Origin of the sequence: Rhodococcus olei (genome assembly GCF_039540555.1) — a bacterium.
Taxonomy (GTDB): Bacteria; Actinomycetota; Actinomycetes; order Mycobacteriales; family Mycobacteriaceae; genus Rhodococcus_G; species Rhodococcus_G olei.
Window position 1 is genome coordinate 113,960 of record NZ_BAABFB010000029.1, and the last position, 20,522, is coordinate 134,481.

Annotated in this window: 21 protein-coding genes; 16 read left to right on the top strand and 5 right to left on the bottom strand. The window is 72.2% G+C overall.

Translation table 11 applies throughout. From position 1 onward, the window contains the following. Positions 1-74 precede the first annotated feature (74 nt). Positions 75-1,301, top strand: coding sequence for an amidohydrolase (locus ABD951_RS07035; protein ID WP_345343052.1), 1,227 nt, complete (start codon positions 75-77; stop codon positions 1,299-1,301). A 40-nt stretch (positions 1,302-1,341) separates the two neighbouring features. Here ABD951_RS07035 and ABD951_RS07040 read toward each other — a convergent pair whose 3' ends face one another. The 3 genes from ABD951_RS07040 to ABD951_RS07050 all read right to left on the bottom strand — a co-directional run bounded on the left by ABD951_RS07040 (position 1,342) and on the right by ABD951_RS07050 (position 4,804). After that, positions 1,342-3,132, bottom strand: coding sequence for an AMP-dependent synthetase/ligase (locus ABD951_RS07040; RefSeq protein WP_345343053.1), 1,791 nt, complete (start codon positions 3,130-3,132; stop codon positions 1,342-1,344). 62 nt (positions 3,133-3,194) lie between these two features. Further along, complete coding sequence (locus tag ABD951_RS07045; protein WP_345343054.1) at positions 3,195-4,103, bottom strand: ribokinase; 909 nt, start codon at positions 4,101-4,103, stop codon at positions 3,195-3,197. Further along, complete coding sequence (locus ABD951_RS07050; protein WP_345343055.1) at positions 4,100-4,804, bottom strand: helix-turn-helix transcriptional regulator; 705 nt, start codon at positions 4,802-4,804, stop codon at positions 4,100-4,102. The genes ABD951_RS07045 and ABD951_RS07050 overlap by 4 nt, the downstream gene beginning before the upstream one ends. An 84-nt stretch (positions 4,805-4,888) precedes the next feature. Between ABD951_RS07050 and ABD951_RS07055 the strand changes: the two genes are divergently transcribed. From ABD951_RS07055 to holA, 13 genes are all read left to right on the top strand, one after another. Then, a complete protein-coding gene (locus tag ABD951_RS07055) occupies positions 4,889-5,323 on the top strand; it encodes a hypothetical protein (protein ID WP_345343056.1) in 435 nt (144 codons plus the stop codon). Beyond that, positions 5,320-5,931 carry a GTP cyclohydrolase I FolE gene (folE, locus tag ABD951_RS07060; protein WP_345343057.1) on the top strand — a complete coding sequence of 204 codons (612 nt, stop codon included), beginning with the start codon at positions 5,320-5,322 and terminating at the stop codon, positions 5,929-5,931. The genes ABD951_RS07055 and folE overlap by 4 nt, the downstream gene beginning before the upstream one ends. Before the next feature lie 43 nt (positions 5,932-5,974). Next, positions 5,975-7,249, top strand: a complete 1,275-nt coding sequence (locus ABD951_RS07065; RefSeq protein WP_345343058.1) for a glutamate-5-semialdehyde dehydrogenase — start codon at positions 5,975-5,977, stop codon at positions 7,247-7,249. 24 nt (positions 7,250-7,273) lie between these two features. Continuing rightward, positions 7,274-8,149: an AAA family ATPase gene (locus ABD951_RS07070; protein WP_345343059.1), complete on the top strand. Its 876-nt coding sequence runs from the start codon at positions 7,274-7,276 to the stop codon at positions 8,147-8,149. A gap of 10 nt (positions 8,150-8,159) precedes the next feature. After that, a complete protein-coding gene (locus ABD951_RS07075; protein WP_345343060.1) occupies positions 8,160-9,599 on the top strand; it encodes a vWA domain-containing protein in 1,440 nt (479 codons plus the stop codon). 94 nt (positions 9,600-9,693) lie between these two features. After that, positions 9,694-10,377, top strand: coding sequence for a nicotinate-nucleotide adenylyltransferase (gene nadD, locus ABD951_RS07080; RefSeq protein WP_345343910.1), 684 nt, complete (start codon positions 9,694-9,696; stop codon positions 10,375-10,377). After that, positions 10,378-10,878 carry a ribosome silencing factor gene (rsfS, locus tag ABD951_RS07085; protein ID WP_345343061.1) on the top strand — a complete coding sequence of 167 codons (501 nt, stop codon included), beginning with the start codon at positions 10,378-10,380 and terminating at the stop codon, positions 10,876-10,878. Then, on the top strand, positions 10,875-11,528 hold the full coding sequence (locus ABD951_RS07090) for a histidine phosphatase family protein (protein ID WP_345343062.1): 654 nt from the start codon (positions 10,875-10,877) through the stop codon (positions 11,526-11,528). Before rsfS ends, ABD951_RS07090 begins: the two co-directional genes overlap by 4 nt. Further along, positions 11,518-12,291 carry a diglucosylglycerate octanoyltransferase gene (gene octT, locus ABD951_RS07095; protein ID WP_345343063.1) on the top strand — a complete coding sequence of 258 codons (774 nt, stop codon included), beginning with the start codon at positions 11,518-11,520 and terminating at the stop codon, positions 12,289-12,291. Before ABD951_RS07090 ends, octT begins: the two co-directional genes overlap by 11 nt. A gap of 5 nt (positions 12,292-12,296) precedes the next feature. Next, the gene (locus ABD951_RS07100; RefSeq protein ID WP_345343064.1) at positions 12,297-13,196 is read left to right on the top strand and encodes a DegV family protein; all 900 of its coding nucleotides are present in this window, start codon (positions 12,297-12,299) and stop codon (positions 13,194-13,196) included. A gap of 88 nt (positions 13,197-13,284) precedes the next feature. Continuing rightward, positions 13,285-14,127, top strand: a complete 843-nt coding sequence (locus ABD951_RS07105) for a ComEA family DNA-binding protein (protein WP_345343065.1) — start codon at positions 13,285-13,287, stop codon at positions 14,125-14,127. Continuing rightward, positions 14,124-16,502 carry a ComEC/Rec2 family competence protein gene (locus ABD951_RS07110; protein WP_345343066.1) on the top strand — a complete coding sequence of 793 codons (2,379 nt, stop codon included), beginning with the start codon at positions 14,124-14,126 and terminating at the stop codon, positions 16,500-16,502. Before ABD951_RS07105 ends, ABD951_RS07110 begins: the two co-directional genes overlap by 4 nt. A 12-nt stretch (positions 16,503-16,514) precedes the next feature. Further along, entirely contained in the window at positions 16,515-17,483 is a 969-nt protein-coding gene (gene holA / locus ABD951_RS07115; protein ID WP_345343067.1) for a DNA polymerase III subunit delta, read from the top strand. A 93-nt stretch (positions 17,484-17,576) separates the two neighbouring features. On the opposite strand, the gene rpsT is transcribed toward holA, so the two are convergent. Further along, on the bottom strand, positions 17,577-17,837 hold the full coding sequence (gene rpsT, locus ABD951_RS07120; protein ID WP_345343068.1) for a 30S ribosomal protein S20: 261 nt from the start codon (positions 17,835-17,837) through the stop codon (positions 17,577-17,579). 275 nt (positions 17,838-18,112) lie between these two features. Between rpsT and ABD951_RS07125 the strand changes: the two genes are divergently transcribed. Next, positions 18,113-18,889 (top strand): aquaporin, encoded by a 777-nt coding sequence (locus tag ABD951_RS07125; protein ID WP_345343069.1) that lies wholly within the window; start codon positions 18,113-18,115, stop codon positions 18,887-18,889. A gap of 119 nt (positions 18,890-19,008) precedes the next feature. On the opposite strand, the gene ABD951_RS07130 is transcribed toward ABD951_RS07125, so the two are convergent. Beyond that, positions 19,009-19,557 (bottom strand): type II toxin-antitoxin system PemK/MazF family toxin, encoded by a 549-nt coding sequence (locus tag ABD951_RS07130; RefSeq protein ID WP_345343070.1) that lies wholly within the window; start codon positions 19,555-19,557, stop codon positions 19,009-19,011. Positions 19,558-19,643: 86 nt separating this feature from the next. On the opposite strand from ABD951_RS07130, the gene ABD951_RS07135 reads away from it, so the two are divergent. Continuing rightward, positions 19,644-20,519: an SGNH/GDSL hydrolase family protein gene (locus ABD951_RS07135; RefSeq protein ID WP_345343071.1), complete on the top strand. Its 876-nt coding sequence runs from the start codon at positions 19,644-19,646 to the stop codon at positions 20,517-20,519. Positions 20,520-20,522: the final 3 nt, after the last annotated feature.

A 20,522-nucleotide genomic window follows, 5' to 3' on the forward strand; every position in this document is an offset into this window, starting at 1 on the left:
CCCACGCGGTGCCGCCGGCACCGACCGGTGGGACGTACCGACCGGGAGCGGCGTCGACGTGGTAGGTCTGAACGATGGACGTGACCGATCACACGATTCTGTCCGGGTTCGACGCGCTCGCCCCCGAGCTGGTCGACCTGTACCGAGACCTGCACACGCACCCCGAGCTGTCGCACGCCGAGCACCGCACCGCCGGGATCGTCGCCGAGCGGCTCACCGCCGCCGGATACGAGGTGACCGCCGGGATCGGCGGCACCGGGGTGGTGGGCGTGCTGCGCAACGGGGACGGGCCGGTGGTGCTGGTGCGTGCCGACATGGACGCACTGCCGGTCCGGGAGGACACGGGCCTCGACTACGCCTCAGCCGCGACCGCCGTGAACGGCGCGGGGGAGACCGTGCCGGTGATGCACGCCTGCGGTCACGACATGCACGTGACCTGCCTGCTCGGCGCCGCGGATCTCCTGGCCCGCGGACGCGGGCACTGGTCGGGCACCCTGATCGCGCTGTTCCAGCCCGGCGAGGAGGTCGGTGACGGTGCCCGACGGATGATCGAGGACGGGCTGTACACGAGGATCCCGGCGCCGTCGGTGGTGCTCGGTCAGCACGTCATGCCCGGCCCGGTCGGCTCGATCTTCGCCAGCCCGGGCACCGCGATGGCCGCGGCGCGCAGCGTGCAGATCCGGCTGTTCGGCCGGGGCGGGCACGGCTCGATGCCCGACCAGTGCGTCGACCCGGTGGTGATGGGTGCCGCCACGGTGTTGCGCCTGCAGACCCTCGTCTCGCGCGAGGTGTCGCCGACGAACCCGGCCGTCGTCACCGTCGGGTCGTTCCAGGCAGGCAGCAAGGAGAACGTCATCCCGGACGAGGCGGTGCTCAAGGTCAACACCCGGGCGTTCGAGACCCACGTCGCCGCACAGCTCGCCGAGGGCATCGAACGGATCGCGAACGCGGAGGCGGAGGCGTCGCGGGCGCCGAAGCCGCCGGAGATCACCGAGCTGAACAGCTTCCCGCTCACCGTCAACGACACCGACGCCACCCGCCGCACCCTCGGGGTGCTGCGCGGGCTGCTCGGCGACGACAAGGTGTTCGAGATCGGCCCGGTCGCCGGCAGCGAGGACGTCGGCGACCTGGCCACCGAACTCGGGGTCCCGCTCGCGTACTGGTTCCTCGGCGGCTTCGACGTCGTCGACGGAAAGCCGTTGCCGTCCAACCACTCCCCGCAGTTCGCGCCGGTGATCCGGCCGACTCTCGACACCGGGGTCGCGGCGCTGGTGACCGCGGCGCTGGAGTGGCTGGACTGACGGCGGCCCGACCGGGGCCGGACCGCCGCCGTGGCCCCGGTCAGTCGGCGTACATCGCGTCGAAGACCGCGGCGAAGTTGTCGCCGACCACCTTCCGCTTGATCTTCAGGGTCGGGGTCAGCTCGCCGGTCTCCTGCGACAGGTCCCGGTCGGCGATCGTGAACTTCTTGACCTGTTCCGGCGGAGCCAGTTTCGCGTTCGCGGCGTCCACCTCCCGCTGCACCAGGTCGAGCACGGCGGGATGGTCGGACAGTTCGGCGATCGTCTCCGGCAGGCCCTGGGCCTGAGCCCACGGCAGCACCGTCTCGGGGTCGAGGGTGACCAGCACCACCGGGTACGGTCGCCGATCGCCGTGCATCACGGCCTGACTGATCCACGGCGACCGTTTGAGGTCGTTCTCGAGGTTCGCCGGCGTCAGGTTCTTGCCCCCCGAGGTGACGATGATGTCCTTCTTGCGGCCGATGATCGAGACGTAGCCGTCCGCGTCGATCGACGCGAGGTCGCCGGTGTGCAGCCAGCCGTCGGTGACCGCGCCGAACGAGGCGTCCTCCATCTTGTAGTAGCCCTGGAAGATGTTGTCGCCCTTGAGGAGCAGCTCACCGTCCTCGGCGACGCGGGCCTCGATGCCGGGCAGCGGCCGGCCGACGGTACCGAACCGGTGGTGCTTGACGGTGTTCACCGTCGCGCCCGTCGACGTCTCGGTCATCCCGAAGCCCTCCATCAGCGGGACACCGCAGCCGTAGAAGAACTCCAGGATCTCCTTCGAGATCGGCGCCGCGCCGGTGATCGCGAGATCGAGGTTGCCGCCGAACAGGGCCTGGACGCCCTGGAACAGTGCGGCGTCCGCCGCGTCGAACTGCTCCCGCAGCTGGGCGGGCACCGGCTCGCCCGAGGCCTCCAGGTCGCGCACCCGCACGCCCAACGCCGCGGCCGCGAGGATGCGGTCGCGTTCGTCGGCCGGTTTCGACCCGACCGCGAGTGTGTACACCTTCTCGAACACCCTCGGCACCGACGGGAGATGGGTCGGCCGGGTCTGCATCACCTCGGCGACGATTCTCGTCGTGTCGCCGCCCCAGTACGCGATCGAGCCGCCGCGGTCGAACGCCATCAGCTGGAACAGCAACGCGAACGCGTGGGCGAGCGGCAGGAACAGGTACAGCACCATGTCCTTGTCCGACGTGACGCCGTCGAGCTCGTCCAGGGCGCCGTTGGCCGCCATGATCGCGCGGTAATTGCCGTGCGAGAGCACGCATCCCTTCGGGGGTCCCGTGGTCCCGGAGGTGTACATGAACACGTACGGGTCCGACGGGTCGACGGCCGCCGCACGGCGCTGCAGTTCCTCGGCGCCGCGTTCGCGACCGCGGCGGCGCACCTCGTCGGCCGACACGGCGCCGAGCAGCGCGCCGTCGAGAACGACGACCCACTCCAGGGCAGGCAGCCGGTCGCGGACCGCGACGATCTTCGCGACCTGGTCGGCGTTCTCGCAGACGATGCCGCGGGCCTCCGAGTTGCCCACCACCCACGCGCATTCCTCCGCGGAGTTGCTGGGGTAGACGGACACGTGGACGCCGCCCGCCGCGACGATCGACAGGTGGGCGATCGACCACTCCGGCCGGGTGCCGCCGAGTACGGCGACCCGGTCGCCGGCGTCGAGACCTAGATCGATCAGCCCGGCACCGAACTCGGCGACCCGGTCCGCGAGGTCGCGATAGGTGAACTCCTCCCACCGGTCCGGTTCGCTCTGCCACCGTGCGGCCGGTTGATCGCCGTACGACTCGGCGGCGCGGAACGCGAGGTCCGCGAGTGTCTTGCCAGCAACTGTCCGGTTCATTCGTCACTCCCGTCGCGACAGCGGTCTGTGATCCGTCTCACCATGACCGCGGTGGGGCGATGTTATGCCGGGTGAACGGGTTGTGCAGATGATTGCGGCGCGGCGAGCCGGGTGAGGAGGGTGTCCACCTCGGATGCCGTCGGCGCGGTCGCCGCACCGGGGCGGGTGGTGGCCAGGGATCCGGCCGCAACCGCCCGGCGCACCGCGATCTCGGGGCCCCGGTGCCAGCACGCGGCGAGGGTGCCGGTGAACGCGTCACCCGCGCCGGTGGTGTCGACCACCGTCACCGCCGGTGCGGGCACGTGGAGTGCGGTGCCGTCCGGGCCGCGCCGGCGGGCACCGCGACGGCCGAGGGTCGTGACCACGTTGCCGGCCCGGGTCAGTGCGTGCTCCCCGAGTTGGGCGGCTTCGGTCTCGTTGACCACGAGTACGTCCACCTCGGTCAGCAGGGTGTCCGGAAGCGGTTGCGCGGGGGCGGCATTGAGGACGGTCACCGTCCCGGACCGGTGGGCGACGGCGATCGCCTCCGCGACCACGGTGACGGGCAGTTCGAGCTGGCACAGCAACACGTCCGCGTCGACGACCGCGGCACGCTCGGCGTCGGTCAGCGCGTCCACGGTCCGGTTCGCGCCGCCGACGACGACGATCGAGTTCTCGCCGGCCCGATCGACCGTGATCGCCGCGACGCCGCTCGGGCCGGGGACCGTGCGCAGCAGTGCCACGTCGACACCGGCCTCGACGAGCCCGCGCCGCAGTGCGGGCGCGAACGCGTCGTCCCCGACCGCGCCGAGAAACACCACCTGTGCGCCGGCGCGTGCCGCCGCGACCGCCTGGTTCGCGCCCTTGCCTCCCGATCCGGTGCGGAACCCGGTGCCCAGCACGGTTTCCCCCGGCGCCGGCAGGTGGGCGGTCGTCGTCACCAGGTCCATGTTGACGCTGCCGAGCACCGTCACCCGGGGCGCGCCGGTCACTGGGTCCGTCCGATCCGGACGCAGCAGTACCGCTCCTCCGGGGCGAGCCGGGCCCGGCGTCCCGTGCACGCCGCGCCGTCGAGCAGCCCCTCGATCAGCCCGAGGTTCATCCCGCACACCAGTTCGGTGTGCTGGCGGGCGAGCGCGTGGAACGGGCAGTTCGTCAGCGTGATGTCGGCGTCCTCGAGTCGGGGCTCGTATCCGCAACCCTCCAGCGCGGCCATGATCTCGGCGTCGCTGGGACCGGCCGCCGCACCGACGGCGTGACCGAGTTCGGTGGCGCGCCGCGTCAGGCTCGCGCGCGGCGAGTCCCCGGTGCGCTCGGCGTCCACGACCGCCTGCGCCAGCAGTTGCCCGGCCAGCTCGTAGGAGCGTTCGGGCAGCTGCACCGCGACCTCGCGGTCGGAGCGCCGGTAGAGCTTGGAGGGACGTCCGGCGCCGGGTCCGGTGCGGCCGGTGCGACGGGCGAACTCGACGGCCAGCAGTCCGGCGTCCGCCAGCTTGTCGAGGTGGAACGCGACGGTCTGCCGGGGCATCCCGAGGGCCTCGGCGGCCTCGTCGCGGCCGACCGGCTCCCGGCGACCGCGGACGTAGTCGTACAGCCGCCTGCGGGCCGGTTCGCCGAGGGCGGAGACGGCCGTGATGTCGGAGCGGCCGGAGTCGTCCGGAGTCGGGTCGTCCGAGGTGGGAGCCGGATTCATGAGCCCATTGTAAAACCAATCTTCGTTGACGTAATCTTCCGATCGGTTCTAAAATCAATAAACAACAGTTTTAGAGGAGGAGTCATGTCGACAGATGCGAAGAGCGGGATCGCGGTGGGCGGTGCACGCCTCGCCGACCCCGGCTACCAGGCCTTCCTGGCGTTGCGCACGGTGTTCACCGTCGCGCCGATCCTGTTCGGGCTGGACAAGTTCACGAACGTGATGACCGACTGGCCGCGGTACCTGGCGCCGTGGATCGACGGGATCCTGCCGGGAACCGCCCAGCAGGGGATGTACATCGTCGGCGTGATCGAGATCGTCGCCGGCATCGTCGTCGCGGTGGCGCCGCGGTTCGGCGCCTGGCTCGTCGCGGCCTGGCTGGCCGGGATCATCGTCAACCTGCTCACCCTGCCCGGCTACTACGACGTCGCGCTGCGCGACTTCGGGCTGCTGGTGGCGGCCGCGGCCCTCGGCCGACTGGCCGTCAAGTACGCCGGCGGACACGGGGCGACGCGATGAGCGTGGCCGAGTTCGACGACGTGGCGCCGACCCGGGTGCGACCGCGGGGGCTCCGCCCCGCGGTCGACCTGGACGCGGCGGAGCGTGCGGTCGCGGACCTGCTCGGCGCACTCGGCCGGGATCCCGAGGGCGCCCACCTCGCGGACACGCCGCGCCGCGTGGCGGCTGCGTACGAAGAGTTGCTGACGCCGCGGGACTTCGACCTGACCACCTTCCCGAACGACGCCGGCTACGACGAACTGGTCCTCGCCCGGGACATTCCGATGACATCGCTGTGCGAACACCACATGCTGCCGTTCCGCGGCGTCGCACACGTCGGGTACCTGCCCGGAGAACGCATCCTGGGACTGTCCAAGCTGGCGCGGGTGGTGGAGCTGTTCGCGCGCGACCTCCAGGTGCAGGAACGGCTGACCATGCAGGTCGCGGACTGGCTCGGCGAGCACCTGCGGCCCCGCGGTGTCGGGGTCGTGATCGAGGCCGAACACCTGTGCATGTCGATGCGCGGCGTGCAGGCCGCCGGGACCCGGACCGTCACCTCGGCGGTACGGGGAGTCCTGCGGGACAGTCCGGCGGCGCGGCGCGAGTTCCTGGACCTGATCCGCGGTTGACCGGCCACCGCCGCCGCGGCGGCCGGTCGTTACCCTGTACCTCATGACCGCGGTGAACGAGAGTGCACAGGTAGGCGACACCGTCCGGGAGGCGGTGCACGCGGCGGCTCGCCGGGCGCGTGTCGCGTCGCGCACGTTGGCGCTGCTGACGACGGCGCAGAAGGACGCGGCGCTGCGTGCGGCCGCCGACGCCGTCCTCGCCGCCACCGACACCGTGCTCGCGGCCAACGCCGCCGACGTCGAGACGGCCCGCGCGGCCGGCACCGACGAATCGCTGATCGACCGGCTGCGGCTGACCGCCGACCGCATCGACGGGATCGCGTCCGGGCTCCGGCAGGTCGCCGGGCTCGCCGACCCGATCGGCGAGGTGGTCCGCGGCAGCACCCTGCCGAACGGTCTCGAACTCCGCCAGCTCCGGGTGCCGCTCGGCGTCGTCGGCATGGTGTACGAGGCCCGCCCCAACGTCACCGTCGACGCGTTCGGCCTGGCCCTCAAGTCCGGCAACGCCGCGCTGCTGCGCGGCTCGTCGTCGGCACGCAACTCCAACGCCGCGCTCGTCGAGGTGCTCCGCGGGGCGCTGACCGCAGGGGGGCTGCCCGCCGACGCCGTCCAGCTGCTGCCCAGCGAGGACCGCTCGTCCGTCACCCACCTGATCCAGGCGCGCGGCCTCGTCGACGTCGTCATCCCGCGTGGTGGTGCCGGCCTGATCAGTGCGGTCGTCCGCGACGCCACCGTGCCGACCATCGAGACCGGCGTCGGGAACTGCCACGTCTACGTGCACTCCGCCGCGGATCTGGCCAAGGCCGAGAAGATCGTGATCAACGCCAAGACCCGGCGGCCGAGTGTGTGCAACACCGCCGAGACGATCCTGATCGACGCCGCGATCGCGGACACCGCGGTGCCCGCCCTGTCGCAGGCCCTGCAGACTGCCGGCGTCGTCATCCACGGCGACCTCGAAGGCCAGGTGCCCGCCACCGAGGCGGACTGGGCCGAGGAGTACCTGACCCTCGACGTCGCGATGAAGGTCGTCGCCGACCTGAACGCCGCCGTCGAGCACATCGACCGTTACGGCACCGGGCACACCGAGGCGATCGTCACCGACGACCTGGCCGCGGCCCGCGAGTTCACCGCCCGCGTCGACGCCGCCGCGGTCATGGTCAACGCGTCCACCGCGTTCACCGACGGCGAGCAGTTCGGCTTCGGTGCCGAGATCGGCATCTCCACCCAGAAGTTGCACGCCCGCGGACCGATGGGCCTGCCCGAACTCACCTCCACCAAGTGGGTCGTGTGGGGCGACGGCCACACGCGCCCCGCCTGACGGCCCACACGAAAGGATCCCGACGTGGATCGAGCAGTCCCGACGACCGTCTTCGCGAACGTCGACGACGTCATCACCCGTCTCGCCGAGACCGGCTACCTCGCCGACAAGGCCACCGCGACCGCGGTGTTCCTCGCCGACCGGCTCGGCAAGCCGTTGCTCATCGAGGGCCCGGCCGGTGTCGGCAAGACCGAGCTCTCGCGTGCGGTCGCGCAGACGTCGGGAGCCGAACTCGTCCGGCTGCAGTGCTACGAGGGTGTCGACGAGTCCCGGGCGCTGTACGAGTGGAACCACGCCAAGCAGATCCTGCGGATCCAGTCGAGCACCGAGAACTCGTGGGAGGACACCAAGCAGGACGTGTTCGCCGAGGAGTTCCTGCTGGCGCGTCCGCTGCTGACCGCGATCCGCCGCGAGGACCCGACCGTGCTGCTGATCGACGAGGTCGACAAGGCCGACGTCGAGATCGAGGGCCTGCTGCTCGAGGTGCTCAGCGACTTCGCGGTCACCGTCCCCGAACTCGGCACGATCACCGCCACCCGCAAGCCGTTCACGGTGCTCACCTCCAACGGTACCCGCGAACTGTCGGAAGCCCTCAAACGGCGCTGCCTGTTCCTGCACCTCGACTTCCCGGACGCCGACCTCGAACGGCGCATCCTGGCCAGCCGGGTCCCTGAGCTGCCGGAGGCGATCGCCGAACAGCTCGTCCGCACCGTCCGGGTGCTGCGCGGCATGCAGCTCAAGAAGCTGCCGTCCGTCGCGGAGACCATCGACTGGGGTCGCACCCTGCTGGCGCTGGGCATGGACACGCTCGACGACGATGCGATCCGCGCGACGCTGGGCGTCGTGCTCAAACACCAGTCCGACCAGCAGCGGGCCGCGGCCGAACTGCGGCTGAACTAGGGAGCGCCCGATGGCCGTCACCCCCGGACGTCTCGCCGCGCCGTACGGGCTGCCCGGACACCTCGTCGACTTCGTCGAGGCGCTGCGCGCCCGGGGCATCGCGGTCGGGCCGTCGGAGACGGTCGACGCCGGCCAGGTGATGTCGGTGCTCGACCTGCTCGACCGGGAGGCGCTGCGGGAGGGCCTCGCGTGCGCGCTGCTGCGCAGGCCCACCCACCGCGCCACCTACGACGCGCTGTTCGACCTGTGGTTCCCGGCGGCGGTCGGCACCCGCACCGACGGCACCGGAGAACCCGAGGTGCGGATCCCGCACGGCGAGGACGGCGAGGTCGACTTCGAGGCACTGCGGGAGCTGATCGCCGGACTGCTCGTCGACGGATCCCCGGAGGCGCTCGCCCTGATCGAGCAGCTCACCGCGCAGCTCGTCGAGGAGCTCGGCCAGTACCAGTCCGCGAAGGGGCCGTCCTTCTCCGCGTACCAGGCGCTGCGCGAGGTGGCCCCGGACACGCTGGTGTCCCGGATCCTCGACGGGCTGCTCGGCAACGCCGCCGAGACCGACCGGGACGCCGGCGACTACGCCACCGAGATCGCCCGCCGCACGGCCGCACAGCGGATCGCGGACTTCCGGAAGATGGTCGAGATCGAGACCCGGCGCCGCTCCGCCGAACAGCTCGGCAAGGAGCGTGTCGCCAGCTACGGCGTGCCGAAGCTGGCGGAGGAGGTCGACTTCCTGCGCGCCTCCGACTCCGAGATGCAGTCGCTGCGCCGCACCGTCGCGCCGCTGGCCCGCAAGCTCGCCAGCCGGCTCGCCGCCCGCCGGAAGCGGGCCCGCGCCGGCGCGATCGACCTGCGCAAGACCCTGCGCAGGTCGATGTCGACGGGTGGCGTCCCGATCGACCTGGTGCTGCGCAAGCCGCGCCCGACGCGACCGGAACTCGTGGTGCTGTGCGACGTCTCCGGGTCGGTCGCCGGGTTCTCCAACTTCACGCTGCTGCTGGTGCACGCGCTGCGCGAACAGTTCTCCCGGGTGCGGGTGTTCGCGTTCATCGACACCACCGACGAGGTCACCCGGTTCTTCGACAGCGGCGCCGACCTCGGCGCCGCGATGTCGCGGATGATCCGGGAGGCGGACCTGATCTCCTACGACGGGCACTCCGACTACGGCAACGCGATCGGGGTGTTCGCCGAGCGGTTCGCGCACACCCTGACCGGCAAGACCTCGCTGCTGATCCTCGGCGACGCCCGCAACAACTACCGGGACCCGAACACCGCCGCCCTCGCGCACCTCGCGACCGTCGCCAAGCACACCCACTGGCTCAACCCGGAACCGCGCGGACAGTGGGGCAACGGCGACTCCGCCGCACCGGTCTACGCCGACGTGGTGCCGATGCACGAGTGCCGCAGCGCCCAGCAGTTGGCGGCGGTCGTCTCGGGACTGCTGCCGATCTGACGCGCAGGCGCGGGAAGTAAGCTCGACACTCGTGCAACACGACGACAGGACGGGTGCGGGCGGGGCGGTGCGCCGCCGCCGCCGGCTGGGTGTGATGGGTGGCACGTTCGACCCCATCCACCACGGGCACCTCGTCGCGGCCAGTGAGGTCGCCGACCGGTTCGCCCTCGACGAGGTGATCTTCGTCCCCACCGGTCAGCCGTGGCAGAAGCTGGGCAAGGACGTCAGCTCCGCCGAGGACCGGTACCTGATGACGGTCATCGCGACCGCGTCGAATCCCAGCTTCTCGGTGTCCCGCGTCGACGTGGACCGGCACAAGGACACCTACACCGTCGACACCCTCCGGGACCTGCGCCGCCAGCATCCCGACGCCGACCTGTACTTCATCACCGGCGCCGACGCGCTCGAGACGATCCTGTCCTGGCAGAATTGGGAGGAGATGTTCGAGCTGGCCAAGTTCGTGGGCGTCAGTCGCCCCGGATACGAGCTGAGCAACGAGCACCTCGCCGAGCACCTCGCCGACCGTCCCGACGCGCTGACCCTGGTGGAGATTCCCGCACTGGCGATCTCGTCGACGGACTGCCGGAAGCGGGCCGGTGAGAACCGGCCCGTCTGGTACCTGGTGCCGGACGGGGTGGTGCAGTACATCTCCAAACGCAACCTGTATCGACGGGATGCCGAGCGCCTCGACGGGGCGGTCACGGTGTCGGGACCAGCACCACACCAGAACAGCAGTCAGACCCAGAGCAGTCGAACCCAGAACCGGGAGAACACCTAAGTGAGCGCATCCGCCGAAGCACTCGAGATGTCGCGGATCGCGGCGTTGGCCGCGGACGAGAAGTTGGCCAATGACGTGGTGGTTCTCGACGTGTCCGAGCAGTTGGTGATCACCGACTGCTTCGTCATCGCGTCCGCGTCGAACGAACGCCAGGTCAACTCCGTCGTCGAGAACATCGAGGACAAGCTGCGCGAGGCCGGGCACAAGCCGGTCCGCAAGGAGGGCACCCGCGAGGGTCGCTGGGCGCTGCTCGACTACGTGGACCTGGTCGTCCACGTCCAGCACGACGACGAGCGCAACTTCTACGGGCTCGAACGGCTGTGGAAGGACTGCCCGGTCGTGCCGGTCGACGGCATCGGGCCGCGCACGACGGAGTGGGGCGCCGACTCCGACGGCGACGTCCCGTTCGAGCGCGAGTACGACGCCGACCTCGACCTCGACGAGGCCGACCTCGTGGACGACGACACGGACGTGGACGACGAGCCGGAGTCCGGCCGGTGACCCACCCACCGGCGCGGCGGCTGATCCTGCTGCGACACGGCCAGACGGAGTACAACGCGGGTGACCGCATGCAGGGCCAGCTCGACACCGACCTGTCGGAACTCGGCCGGCTCCAGGCCAAGACCGTCGCGCGGGTGCTCGCCGAGCGGGAACCGGTCGCCGTGGTCAGCTCGGACCTGCGCCGAGCACGGGACACCGCGACGGCGGTCGGCGAGCGCGCCGGACTGGCCGTCGCCACCGACGAGCGGTTGCGGGAGACGCATCTCGGACAGTGGCAGGGCCTGACCCACACCCAGGTCGACGAGCGCGACCCCGGGGCGAGGGCGGCCTGGCGTGCCGACGCGACGTGGGCGCCGCCCGGCGGCGAGAACCGCATCGACGTGGCCCGGCGCGCGGTGCCGGTCGTCGCCGAGCTGGCCGCCAGTCGCACCGGCTGGGGTGAGCAGCCGGTGGTGCTGGTTGCGCACGGCGGGCTGATCGCCGCGCTCACCGCGGCCCTGCTGGACCTGCCGGTGGACCGCTGGCCGGTGCTCGGGGGGCTCGGCAACACCAGCTGGGTGCAGTTGAGCGGATACGGGGAACCGGACGCCGTGTCCTGGCGCCTGGACGTGTGGAACGCCTCCGCGGCGGTGGCCGGCGATGTCCTCTGACGTCGCCGAGCGCGCCGCAGGGTCCGCGCGGCCCACCCTGCTGGTGATCGCCGACTCCCTCTCGTACTTCGGGCCCAAGGGCGGGTTGCCCGCCGACCACCCCCGGATCTGGCCGACCCTCGTCGCCGCCGAACTCGGCTGGGACGTCGAACTGGTCGCCCGGATCGGCTGGACCAGCCGAGACGCCTACTGGGCCCTGATCCAGGACCCGCGGGTGTGGGCGACGGTCCCGAAGGCCGGTGCGGTCGTGTTCGCCGTCGGCGGGATGGATTCGCTGCCGTCGCCGCTGCCGACCGCGCTGCGCGAACAACTGCGTTACCTGCGCCCGCCCGCGCTGCGGCGCCGGGTTCGCAACGCCTACCAGTGGCTGCAGCCGAGACTGTCGCCGCTCGGCTGGCCGGTCGCACTGCCGCCGAAACTGAGCGTCGAGTACCTCGAGGAGTGCCGCACCTCCCTGGCCTACATGCGGCCCGACCTGCCGATCGTCGGGTGCCTGCCGTCGGTGCACCGCAGCGACGCCTACGGGAAGGTGCACACGGGCCGGCCGGCCGCGGTGCGCGCGCTCGAGGCGTGGGGCGCCGAGACCGGGGTTCCCCTGGTCGATCTCGGCGCGGCAGTCCGGTCGAACATCGACTCCGACGACGCGAACCCGGACGGGATCCACTGGGGCTGGGACGGTCACCGAGCGGTCGCCGACGCGATGCTGTCGACGCTCCGCGCCTGCACCGCCGTCACGGAACCCGCCGTCGAGGGATCCAGGTAGTCCCGATGCCCGTCGTCGTCGTCACCGACTCCTCCGCCTGCCTCGACCCCGAGACCGCGGAGGAACTCGGAATCCGGGTGGTGCCGCTGCACGTGCTCGTCGACGGCGACGACCTGCGTGAGGGAGTCGACCCGATGCCCGCCGACCTGCTCGCCGGGCCGAGCGTGACCACGTCCGGGGCGTCCCCCGGTGAGCTGACCGAGGCCTACTCGCGGGCACTCGCGGACAGCGACGGTGACGGGGTCGTCGCAGTCCACATCTCCCGGCAGCTCTCGGGTACCTGGGAGGCCGGGCGGCAGGCGGCCCAGGAACTGGGGGAGAAGGTCCGCATCGTCGACTCCCAGTCCACCGCAATGGGTCTGGGCTTCGCGGTTCTCGCCGCGGCCCGGGCGGCGCGGGCCGGGGGTGGACTGCGGGCCGTGTACGAGCGGGCCGTCGAGACCGCCGACCGAGGCCGGGTGCTGTTCATGGTCGACCGGCTCGACCATCTGCGTCGCGGCGGGCGGATCGGAGCCGCCGCTGCACTGCTCGGCACCGCGCTGGCGATGAAGCCGGTGCTGCACCTGGTCGACGGCAAGCTGGTGCTCAAGGAGAAGACCCGCACCGCGACGAAGGCGATCGGCAAACTCGTCGACGGGGCGGTCGCCCTCGCCGGCGACGGTGACGTCGCCGTCGCCGTGCACCACGTCGGCGCCGCCGAACGCGCCGACGACGTCGGGGCCGCCCTGCGCTCCCGCCTGCCCGCGGCGAGCGAGTTCGTCGTGTCCGAGCTGGGGCCCGTCATCGGCAGTCACCTCGGACCCGGGGCGGTCGGGGTCCTGGTGATCCCCGGCGGTGCCGGAGCGGGGGAGCGGGCGGCCGCACCCGAATCCGTCGCCGGCGACCATTCCGCCGAATCCGGCTGATCCACAGCCGAAGAATTCATCCACAGCCCACCGCTCTCCGCCCGTTTCCGAGGCGGCCGGCCGGTGCGGCGGCCCTAGCGTCACCGGCATGGGCAGCACCGACGAGGCACGCGAGCAGGTCCGCCGACGACTCGACGCCGTCACCGGGCGCAGCGGCCCCCGGCCGCGCGAGACCGACCTCCCTCCCGAGGGCGTCGACGGCGAGCACCCGGACTGGCTGGACGGCCCGGAACAGTCGCCGGCGCGGGTCCGGTTCGCGCCCGGCCGCCGTGGCGTCGTCGCATTGGCGGCCGTCGCTCTCGTCGCGGCCGGACTCGGGATCGTCGTCACGTGGCGGGAACGGCCGGTCGCGGAGGCGGTGTCCCCGCTGCCCGCCGCCGCGTCCCCGACGGTTCCGGACCCGACGACCGAGCCGGTCCCACCGCCGTCGCGTCCCTCCCCGGCTCCGCCGCCCCCGCCGCCGGTCGACGAGATTGTCGTCAGCGTCGTCGGCCTGGTGCACACCTCCGGTCTGGTCCACCTGCCGCCCGGATCCCGGGTCGCCGACGCGCTCGCCGCGGCCGCTGGCGCGCGAGACGGCGCGGATCTGTTGGGGCTCAACCTTGCTCAGCGGCTCAGCGACGGCGACCAGGTGCTGGTCGGGCTGGCGCCGCCACCCGGCGCGGCGCCGGTCGCGGGCAGCGCCACCGTCGGAGCCGGCCGGTCGGGGGCGGAGCCGGCCGGCGGACCCGCGGGCGGGAAGGTGAACCTCAACACCGCGACCGAACAGCAGCTCGACGCCCTGCCCGGCGTCGGCCCCGTCACCGCCGCCGCGATCCTGGCGTGGCGCACGGCGAACGGCACCTTCACCGACGTCGAGCAACTCGGCGAAGTGGACGGGATCGGGCCCGCCCGGCTGCAGAAGCTGCGCGACCTCGTCGCGGTGCGGTGACCGCGCCACAGCCGCAGCCGGACGTTCGGCGGACCGTCGACCTCCGGCTGCTGCCGTCCGCCGCGGCCGCGTGGGCGGCGACGGCGGTGGGACTGGCGGCGGGCTGGCGGGTGGCGGCGTGGCTGGCGGTCGGGGCGTTCGCCGCGGCCGTCGTCGTCGGTGTGGTGCTACTCGCCCGGGCCGGTGCCGCCCGGTCCGCGGTCGCGGGCAGCGTCCTCGCCGCGTTGCTGGTCGGAACAGGGTTCGCGGTCGCGACCGCGGCCCGCGAGCAGGCGGTCGCGTGTCACCCACTCACCGCTGTCGCCGCCCGCGGCGGCCACGCCACGCTCGTCGCCGACACCGTCGACGATCCGAAGCCGGTGCGGTCTCCGGCCGGCGACACCGTGATGGTCCGGGTCGCGCTCCGCGAGATCGACCTACCCGACGGGACGTTGCGCGTCGGGGGTGCCGTGCTGGTGTTCGGTCCGGCCGACGGGTGGCGGGACCTGCTCCCCGGACAACGGGTCCGGCTGCGCGGCGCAACCAGTCGGTCACAGCGGGCCGGTCTGACGGTCGCCGTGGTCCGCGCGACCGGCGCACCGCAGCGCCTGGGGGAACCACCCTGGCCGCAACGGATCGCCGGGCAGGTGCGGCACCGGTTCGCGGAGGCGGCCGGGCGCGCCCTGCCGCCGGACGCCGCCGGGCTGCTGCCCGGGCTCGTCGTCGGCGACACGTCCGCCCTGCCGCAGCCGGTCGCCGACGATTTCACCGCGGCCGGGCTCAGTCACCTGACCGCGGTGTCCGGGGCCAACGTCTCCATTCTGCTGGGTGCCGTGCTCCTGCTGACCCGGGCCCTGACCCTCGGACCCCGGGCCTCCGCGGGCGTCGCGGCAATCGCGTTGGTGGGCTTCGTGATTCTCGCTCGCCCGTCGCCGAGCGTGCTGCGGGCGGCGGTGATGGGCGCGGTGGTGCTGCTGGCGATGGTCGTCGGACGACGGCGGCAGGCGATGCCCGCGCTGGGGGCGGCGGTGATCGTGCTGCTGGCCTGCTCACCGGACCTGGCCGTGAGTGTCGGGTTCGCGCTGTCGGTCGCCGCGACCGCCGCCCTGGTGCTCGTCGCGCCGCACTGGGCGCAGTGGCTGCACCGTCGCGGGTGGCCGCGGTCGCTCGCCGACGCGGTCGCGGTGGCGGCGGCCGCACACGCCGCCACCGTCCCGATCGTCGCGGCGATGTCGGGGACCGTCAGCACCGTCGCGATCGCCGCCAACCTCGCGGCCGCGCCGGTGATCGCGCCGGTGACGGTGATCGGGGCGGTCGCCGCGGGTGCCTCGACCGGGTGGGTGCCGCTCGGGTCGTTCCTCGCGCGCGTGACGGGCCCACCGCTGTGGTGGCTGCTGTGGGTGGCCCGGCACGCGGCCGGTCTACCGGGCGCGTCGCTGTCGGTGCCGTCCGGCGTCGCCGGGCTCGGGCTGGTCGCCGCGGCCGCGGTCGCGACGGTGGCGCTCGTCGCGGTGCGGCGGACCCGGTTGGTGCTGGCCGCGGCGGTGTGCGGGTTGGTGCTGGTGTGGCTCCCGGCGCGGGTGCTGTGGCCCGGCTGGCCGGTCCGCGACTGGGTGCTCGTCGCGTGCGACGTCGGGCAGGGGGATGCGTTGGTGCTCAACGCCGGTGGCGGAGCCGCGGTGGTCGTCGACGCCGGGCCGCAGTCGCGGGCCGTCGACGGCTGCCTCGGTCGCCTCGGGGTCCGGACCGTGCCGCTGGTGGTGCTGACCCACCTGCACGCCGATCACGTCGACGGCCTGCCCGGGGTGTTGCGTCACTCGGCGGACCGGGTGGTGATCGGGCCGATGAGGTTGCCGGAGAAGGGGTTTCGTCAAGTGCAGCGACAGGCCTCGGAGGCCGGGGTGCCGCTCGACGAGGCCCGGGCCGGTCAGACGCTGCGGGCCGGGGAGCTGACGCTGCGGGTCCTGGGGCCGACCCTGCCTGCGCCGCACGATCCCGCCGACGGCGACGACGCCGCCAACGACCAGTCGCTGGTGATGGCCGTCGACACCCCGGCGGGCCGGATCCTGCTGACCGGCGACGTCGAGGCCGACGGCCAGCGGGACCTGCTGCGGGACCGGGTGCCGGTGGCCGCCGACATCCTGAAGTTGCCGCACCACGGCTCGCGCACCACGACCCCGGAGTTCCTGCACGCGGTCGGTGCCCGGCTGGTGATCGTGTCCGTCGGGGCCGACAACACCTTCGGCCACCCGAACCCGGGCATCCTGCGCACCTTGCGGGAGATGGGGGCGACGGTCGCCCGCACCGACCGGTCCGGCGACGTCGCCGTCGGCCGCTCCGGGGGCGGGGGTGTCGCCGTCACGCACCGCCGACACCGAGGTGTCGGCCGGGCGTGACAGGATCGTGTCGTGACCTCCGCCGCTCCCGCACAGCTGCATCTCGTTCTCGGCGACGAGGAATTCCTCGTCGCCCGTGCCGTCTCCGCGATCGTCGCGGAGGTGCGGGTGGCGTCCGACAATCCAGAGGACGTGCCGGTCAGCCGGCTGCGGACCGGCGACGCCAGTCCCGCCGAACTCGCGGAACTGCTCAGCCCCTCGCTGTTCGCCGAGGACAAGGTCATCGTGCTCGAAGCCGCCGCCGAGGCAGGCAAGGACGCGGTCACCCTCGTCGTCGAGACCGCGGCCGCCCCGCCCGACGGGTTCACGCTCGTCGTGCTGCACTCCGGTGGCGGCCGGGCGAAGGCGATGGTCGGGGCGCTGCAGAAGGCCGGCGCCCAGGTGCACGAGTGCGCGAAGCTCACCAAACCGGCCGAGCGCGCGGACTTCGTCCGCGCCGAGTTCCGCGCGGCCGGGGTGCGGGTGTCGCCCGAGGTGATCCAGGTGGTACTCGACGCGGTCGGATCGGACCTGCGGGAGCTCGCCGCCGCCTGCTCGCAGCTCGCGGCGGACACCGGCGGAAAGGTCGACGCCGCGGCGGTCCAGCGCTACTACTCCGGCAAGGCCGAGGTCTCCGGATTCGACGTCGCGGAACTCGCGGTCGCGGGGGATCGGTCCGGGGCGCTGGAGGCGCTGCGCTGGGCGATGCTGCGGGGGGTGCCGCACGTGCTGCTCGCCGACGCCCTCGCCGACGCGGTCCACACGATCGCCCGCGTCGACTCCGCCGGTCGCGGCGACCCGTTCCGGATGGCGTCGGGGCTCGGCATGGCCCCGTGGAAGGTCAAGAAGGCGCAGGCACAGGCCCGGGGCTGGAGTCCGGTGACCCTCGGTGCCGCGCTGGAGGTGGTCGCGCAGCTCAACGCCGACGTCAAGGGCGCCGCGGCCGACCCCGACTACGCGGTGGAGTACGCGGTCCGCCGGGTCGCCGAACTGCGCGCCTGATCGGGTGTGTCCGGACTCCGGCACATCCGGTCCCCGGACATGCGAAAGACCGCCCGGTCGAGGACCGGGCGGTCTCCAGCGATGACGTCTAGGTCAGAGCTTGTTCGCAGCCAGGGCGAGAGCCGACTTCTTGTTGGCGGCCTGGTTGGCGTGGATGACGCCCTTGCTGGCGGCCTTGTCGAGCTTGCGGCTCGCGGAGACGAGGAGCTCGTTGGCCTTGTCCTTCTCGCCCGCGGCGGCGGCCTCGCGGAACGCGCGGATCGCCGTACGCAGCGAGGACTTCACCGACTGGTTGCGCAGTCGCTGCCGCTCGTTGGTACGAATCCGCTTCACCTGGGACTTGATGTTGGCCACGCGTAAAATCCTGTCGTATTCGCTGGTTTCTGGTTGAGAAAGCTTCGGGTGCGGCTAGGCACCGACTCGCAAGATTACCAGGGTCGGCACCGATGCCCCAAACCGGGCCGATCGCCGGCGACCGGTCCGGGACCCGTCGCCGACCCGTTCCGGGCGGTCCGGGGTGCGGCCGCCGACACGGCGCGATGTCGTTGTGGTGCCCACCCTCCTGACGTACCGTCCGGTTCGAGAGTTTCCTCACACAACCGACCGACATCTCGAGCAGAAGGTGGCCTATGTCCCCTACAGCGCAGGAAATCGTCGAGAAGGAACAGATCTCGGACCTCAAGAAATACATCGCGGAGGGGATCGGCACGTTCGTGCTCGTGTTCGTCTCCGTCGGAACCGCCGTCGTCGCCGGCGCGAAGGTCGGGAACCTGGGGGTGGCCCTCGCGTTCGGCCTGACACTGCTGTTCCTGGTGTACTCGATCGGCCCGGTGTCCGGCTGCCACGTCAATCCGGCGGTCACGTTCGGGCACTTCCTGATCGGGCGCATCGAGGCGACCAAGGCGTTGTTGTACGTCGGGGCGCAGGTGGCCGGTGGTCTCATCGCCGGTGTCGTGCTGTACGCGGTCGCCAAGAGCCTGCCGTCGTACGACCGGTCGGTGTCGGGCCTCGGCGCCAACGGCTGGGGTGCGCACAGCCCGTCGGCCATCAAGGGGCCGCTCGGTGAGGTGGTGGTGCAGAACGGCTACGGGATCGGCGCGATGATCGTCGTCGAGGTGCTCCTGACCGCTCTGCTGGTGTTCGTCGTGCTCGCCGCGACCGACCAGATCTCCGACGTCCCGCTCGCGGGAATCGCGATCGGTTTCACCCTCGCCGCCATCCACGTCATGTCGATCCCGATCGACAACACGTCGGTGAACCCGGCCCGCAGCTTCGCGGTCGCCTGGTACCAGAACGGCGCACCGGCGCAGCTGTGGGCGTTCATCGTGTTCCCGCTGATCGGCGGGGCGCTCGGCGCCCTTGCCTACCGCGGGCTGTTCGGTCGCTACAACCGCCTCTACGACTGACGGTCCCTCTGCACACTCCCGTACGACGAGGGGAGCCGCCGCCCGGTCGGGCGGCGGCTCCATTCGTCTGTCCGGACAATCCGTCAGTCCCTCATCCGGACGAGCCGTCGTCGGCCGGCTCAGCGCCAGCTGTAGTCGCGACGGAGCCGGTCGGCCACCTGGTCGAAGCGACGCCGGTCGAGGACCGCGCCCTCACGCCGGATCCCGGCTTCCGGCACGTCGAGGACCCGATCCAGGCGTAGCCAGCTCGGTCGATGCTCGCCGTCCCAGGCCCCGGCGCCGAGCGCCATCCAGTTCCGCTGGCCGTCCCGATCCGAGTTCGACGAGAGCATGAGCCCGAGCAGGGTGTCGCGGTCGCGTCCGACCACGAGGACCGGACGGTCCTTGCCCCGGCCGGGATCCTCCTCGTAGGTCACCCACGTCCACACGATCTCGCCGGGATCGGCCCGGCCGTCGAGGTCCGGGGCGTACTCGACGGTGCGGGCGCGGTGCGCGGTCGGAACCGCCACCTCGGCCACCGGCCGGCCGGGCAGGGGCGCGGCTGCGCGCGCCGGGGACTTCTTCCGGGGCGCCGCGCCGGACTGCTGCAATCCACGGAGCAGGCGCGGTGCCTCGCGCAACACGATGTCGCCGAGTTGCCTGCCGATCCGATTCCACGTCGAAGCCATGAATCCAACCTAACCGGGGCACGCGGCGGGTGTTGCTGGGGCATGATGCCTGCGCACACGTCGGCGGAGGCACGAAAGGGAGTGCGGTGGGTTCGTCATTCGGAAGGGTCGTGGTTGCGGCGGCGTCGGCGGTGCTGGCGCTGCTGACATCGGGAACCGGGGTCGCGGCCGCCGGCGAGGCTCCGGCGGGAATCAAGTACGTCGCGCTCGGGGACTCGCGCGCCGCGGGCCCGTTCATCGACACCCGCTCGCACCGCGACTTCTGCATGCGCTCGGACCAGAACTACCCCTCCAAGCTGGCGCGGATGATCGGCGCCGCCTCGTTCACCGATGTCACGTGTATCGCGGCCCGCACCGAGAACATCGTCGACCGGCCGCAGCAACTCGGCCCGACCGTGTCACAGCCGCAGATCGACGCCGTCACCCCGGACACCGACCTGGTCACGATCAGCATCGGCGGCGTCGGCTCGAATCATGTCGTCATCACTCGTGAGGGCTGCATGGCCTGGACCCCGGACACCGATCGGCACTGCCGGGACAACCCGGACATCGAGCAGAAGGCGGTCGAGGGCATCGCCACGGCGGGCCCGAAGGTGGACCGGGTGATCGGTGCGATCAGGGCCAAGGCACCGCACGCGCGGATCGTGATCATCGGGCACGGCGGCGCGATCGGCAACCGCGGCTGCTGGCCGTCGGTGCCGTACTCGGACGAGGACGCGAAGTGGCTGGTCGGCTATTTCGACCGGTTCAACCAGATCTACCGCGACGCCGCGGCACACCACGGCGCGACGTTCGTCGACATCGGCCGGGCGGCCGTCGACGGCGGGCACGATCCGTGCGCGGCGCCGCAGGACAAGTGGTTCGAGGGCCTGATCCCGACGTCCGAGGCGCAGCCTATCCACTTCAACGAGCGCGGCATGCAGGCCGTCGCCGACATGATCGCCGCCGACCTGCCGCGCTGACCG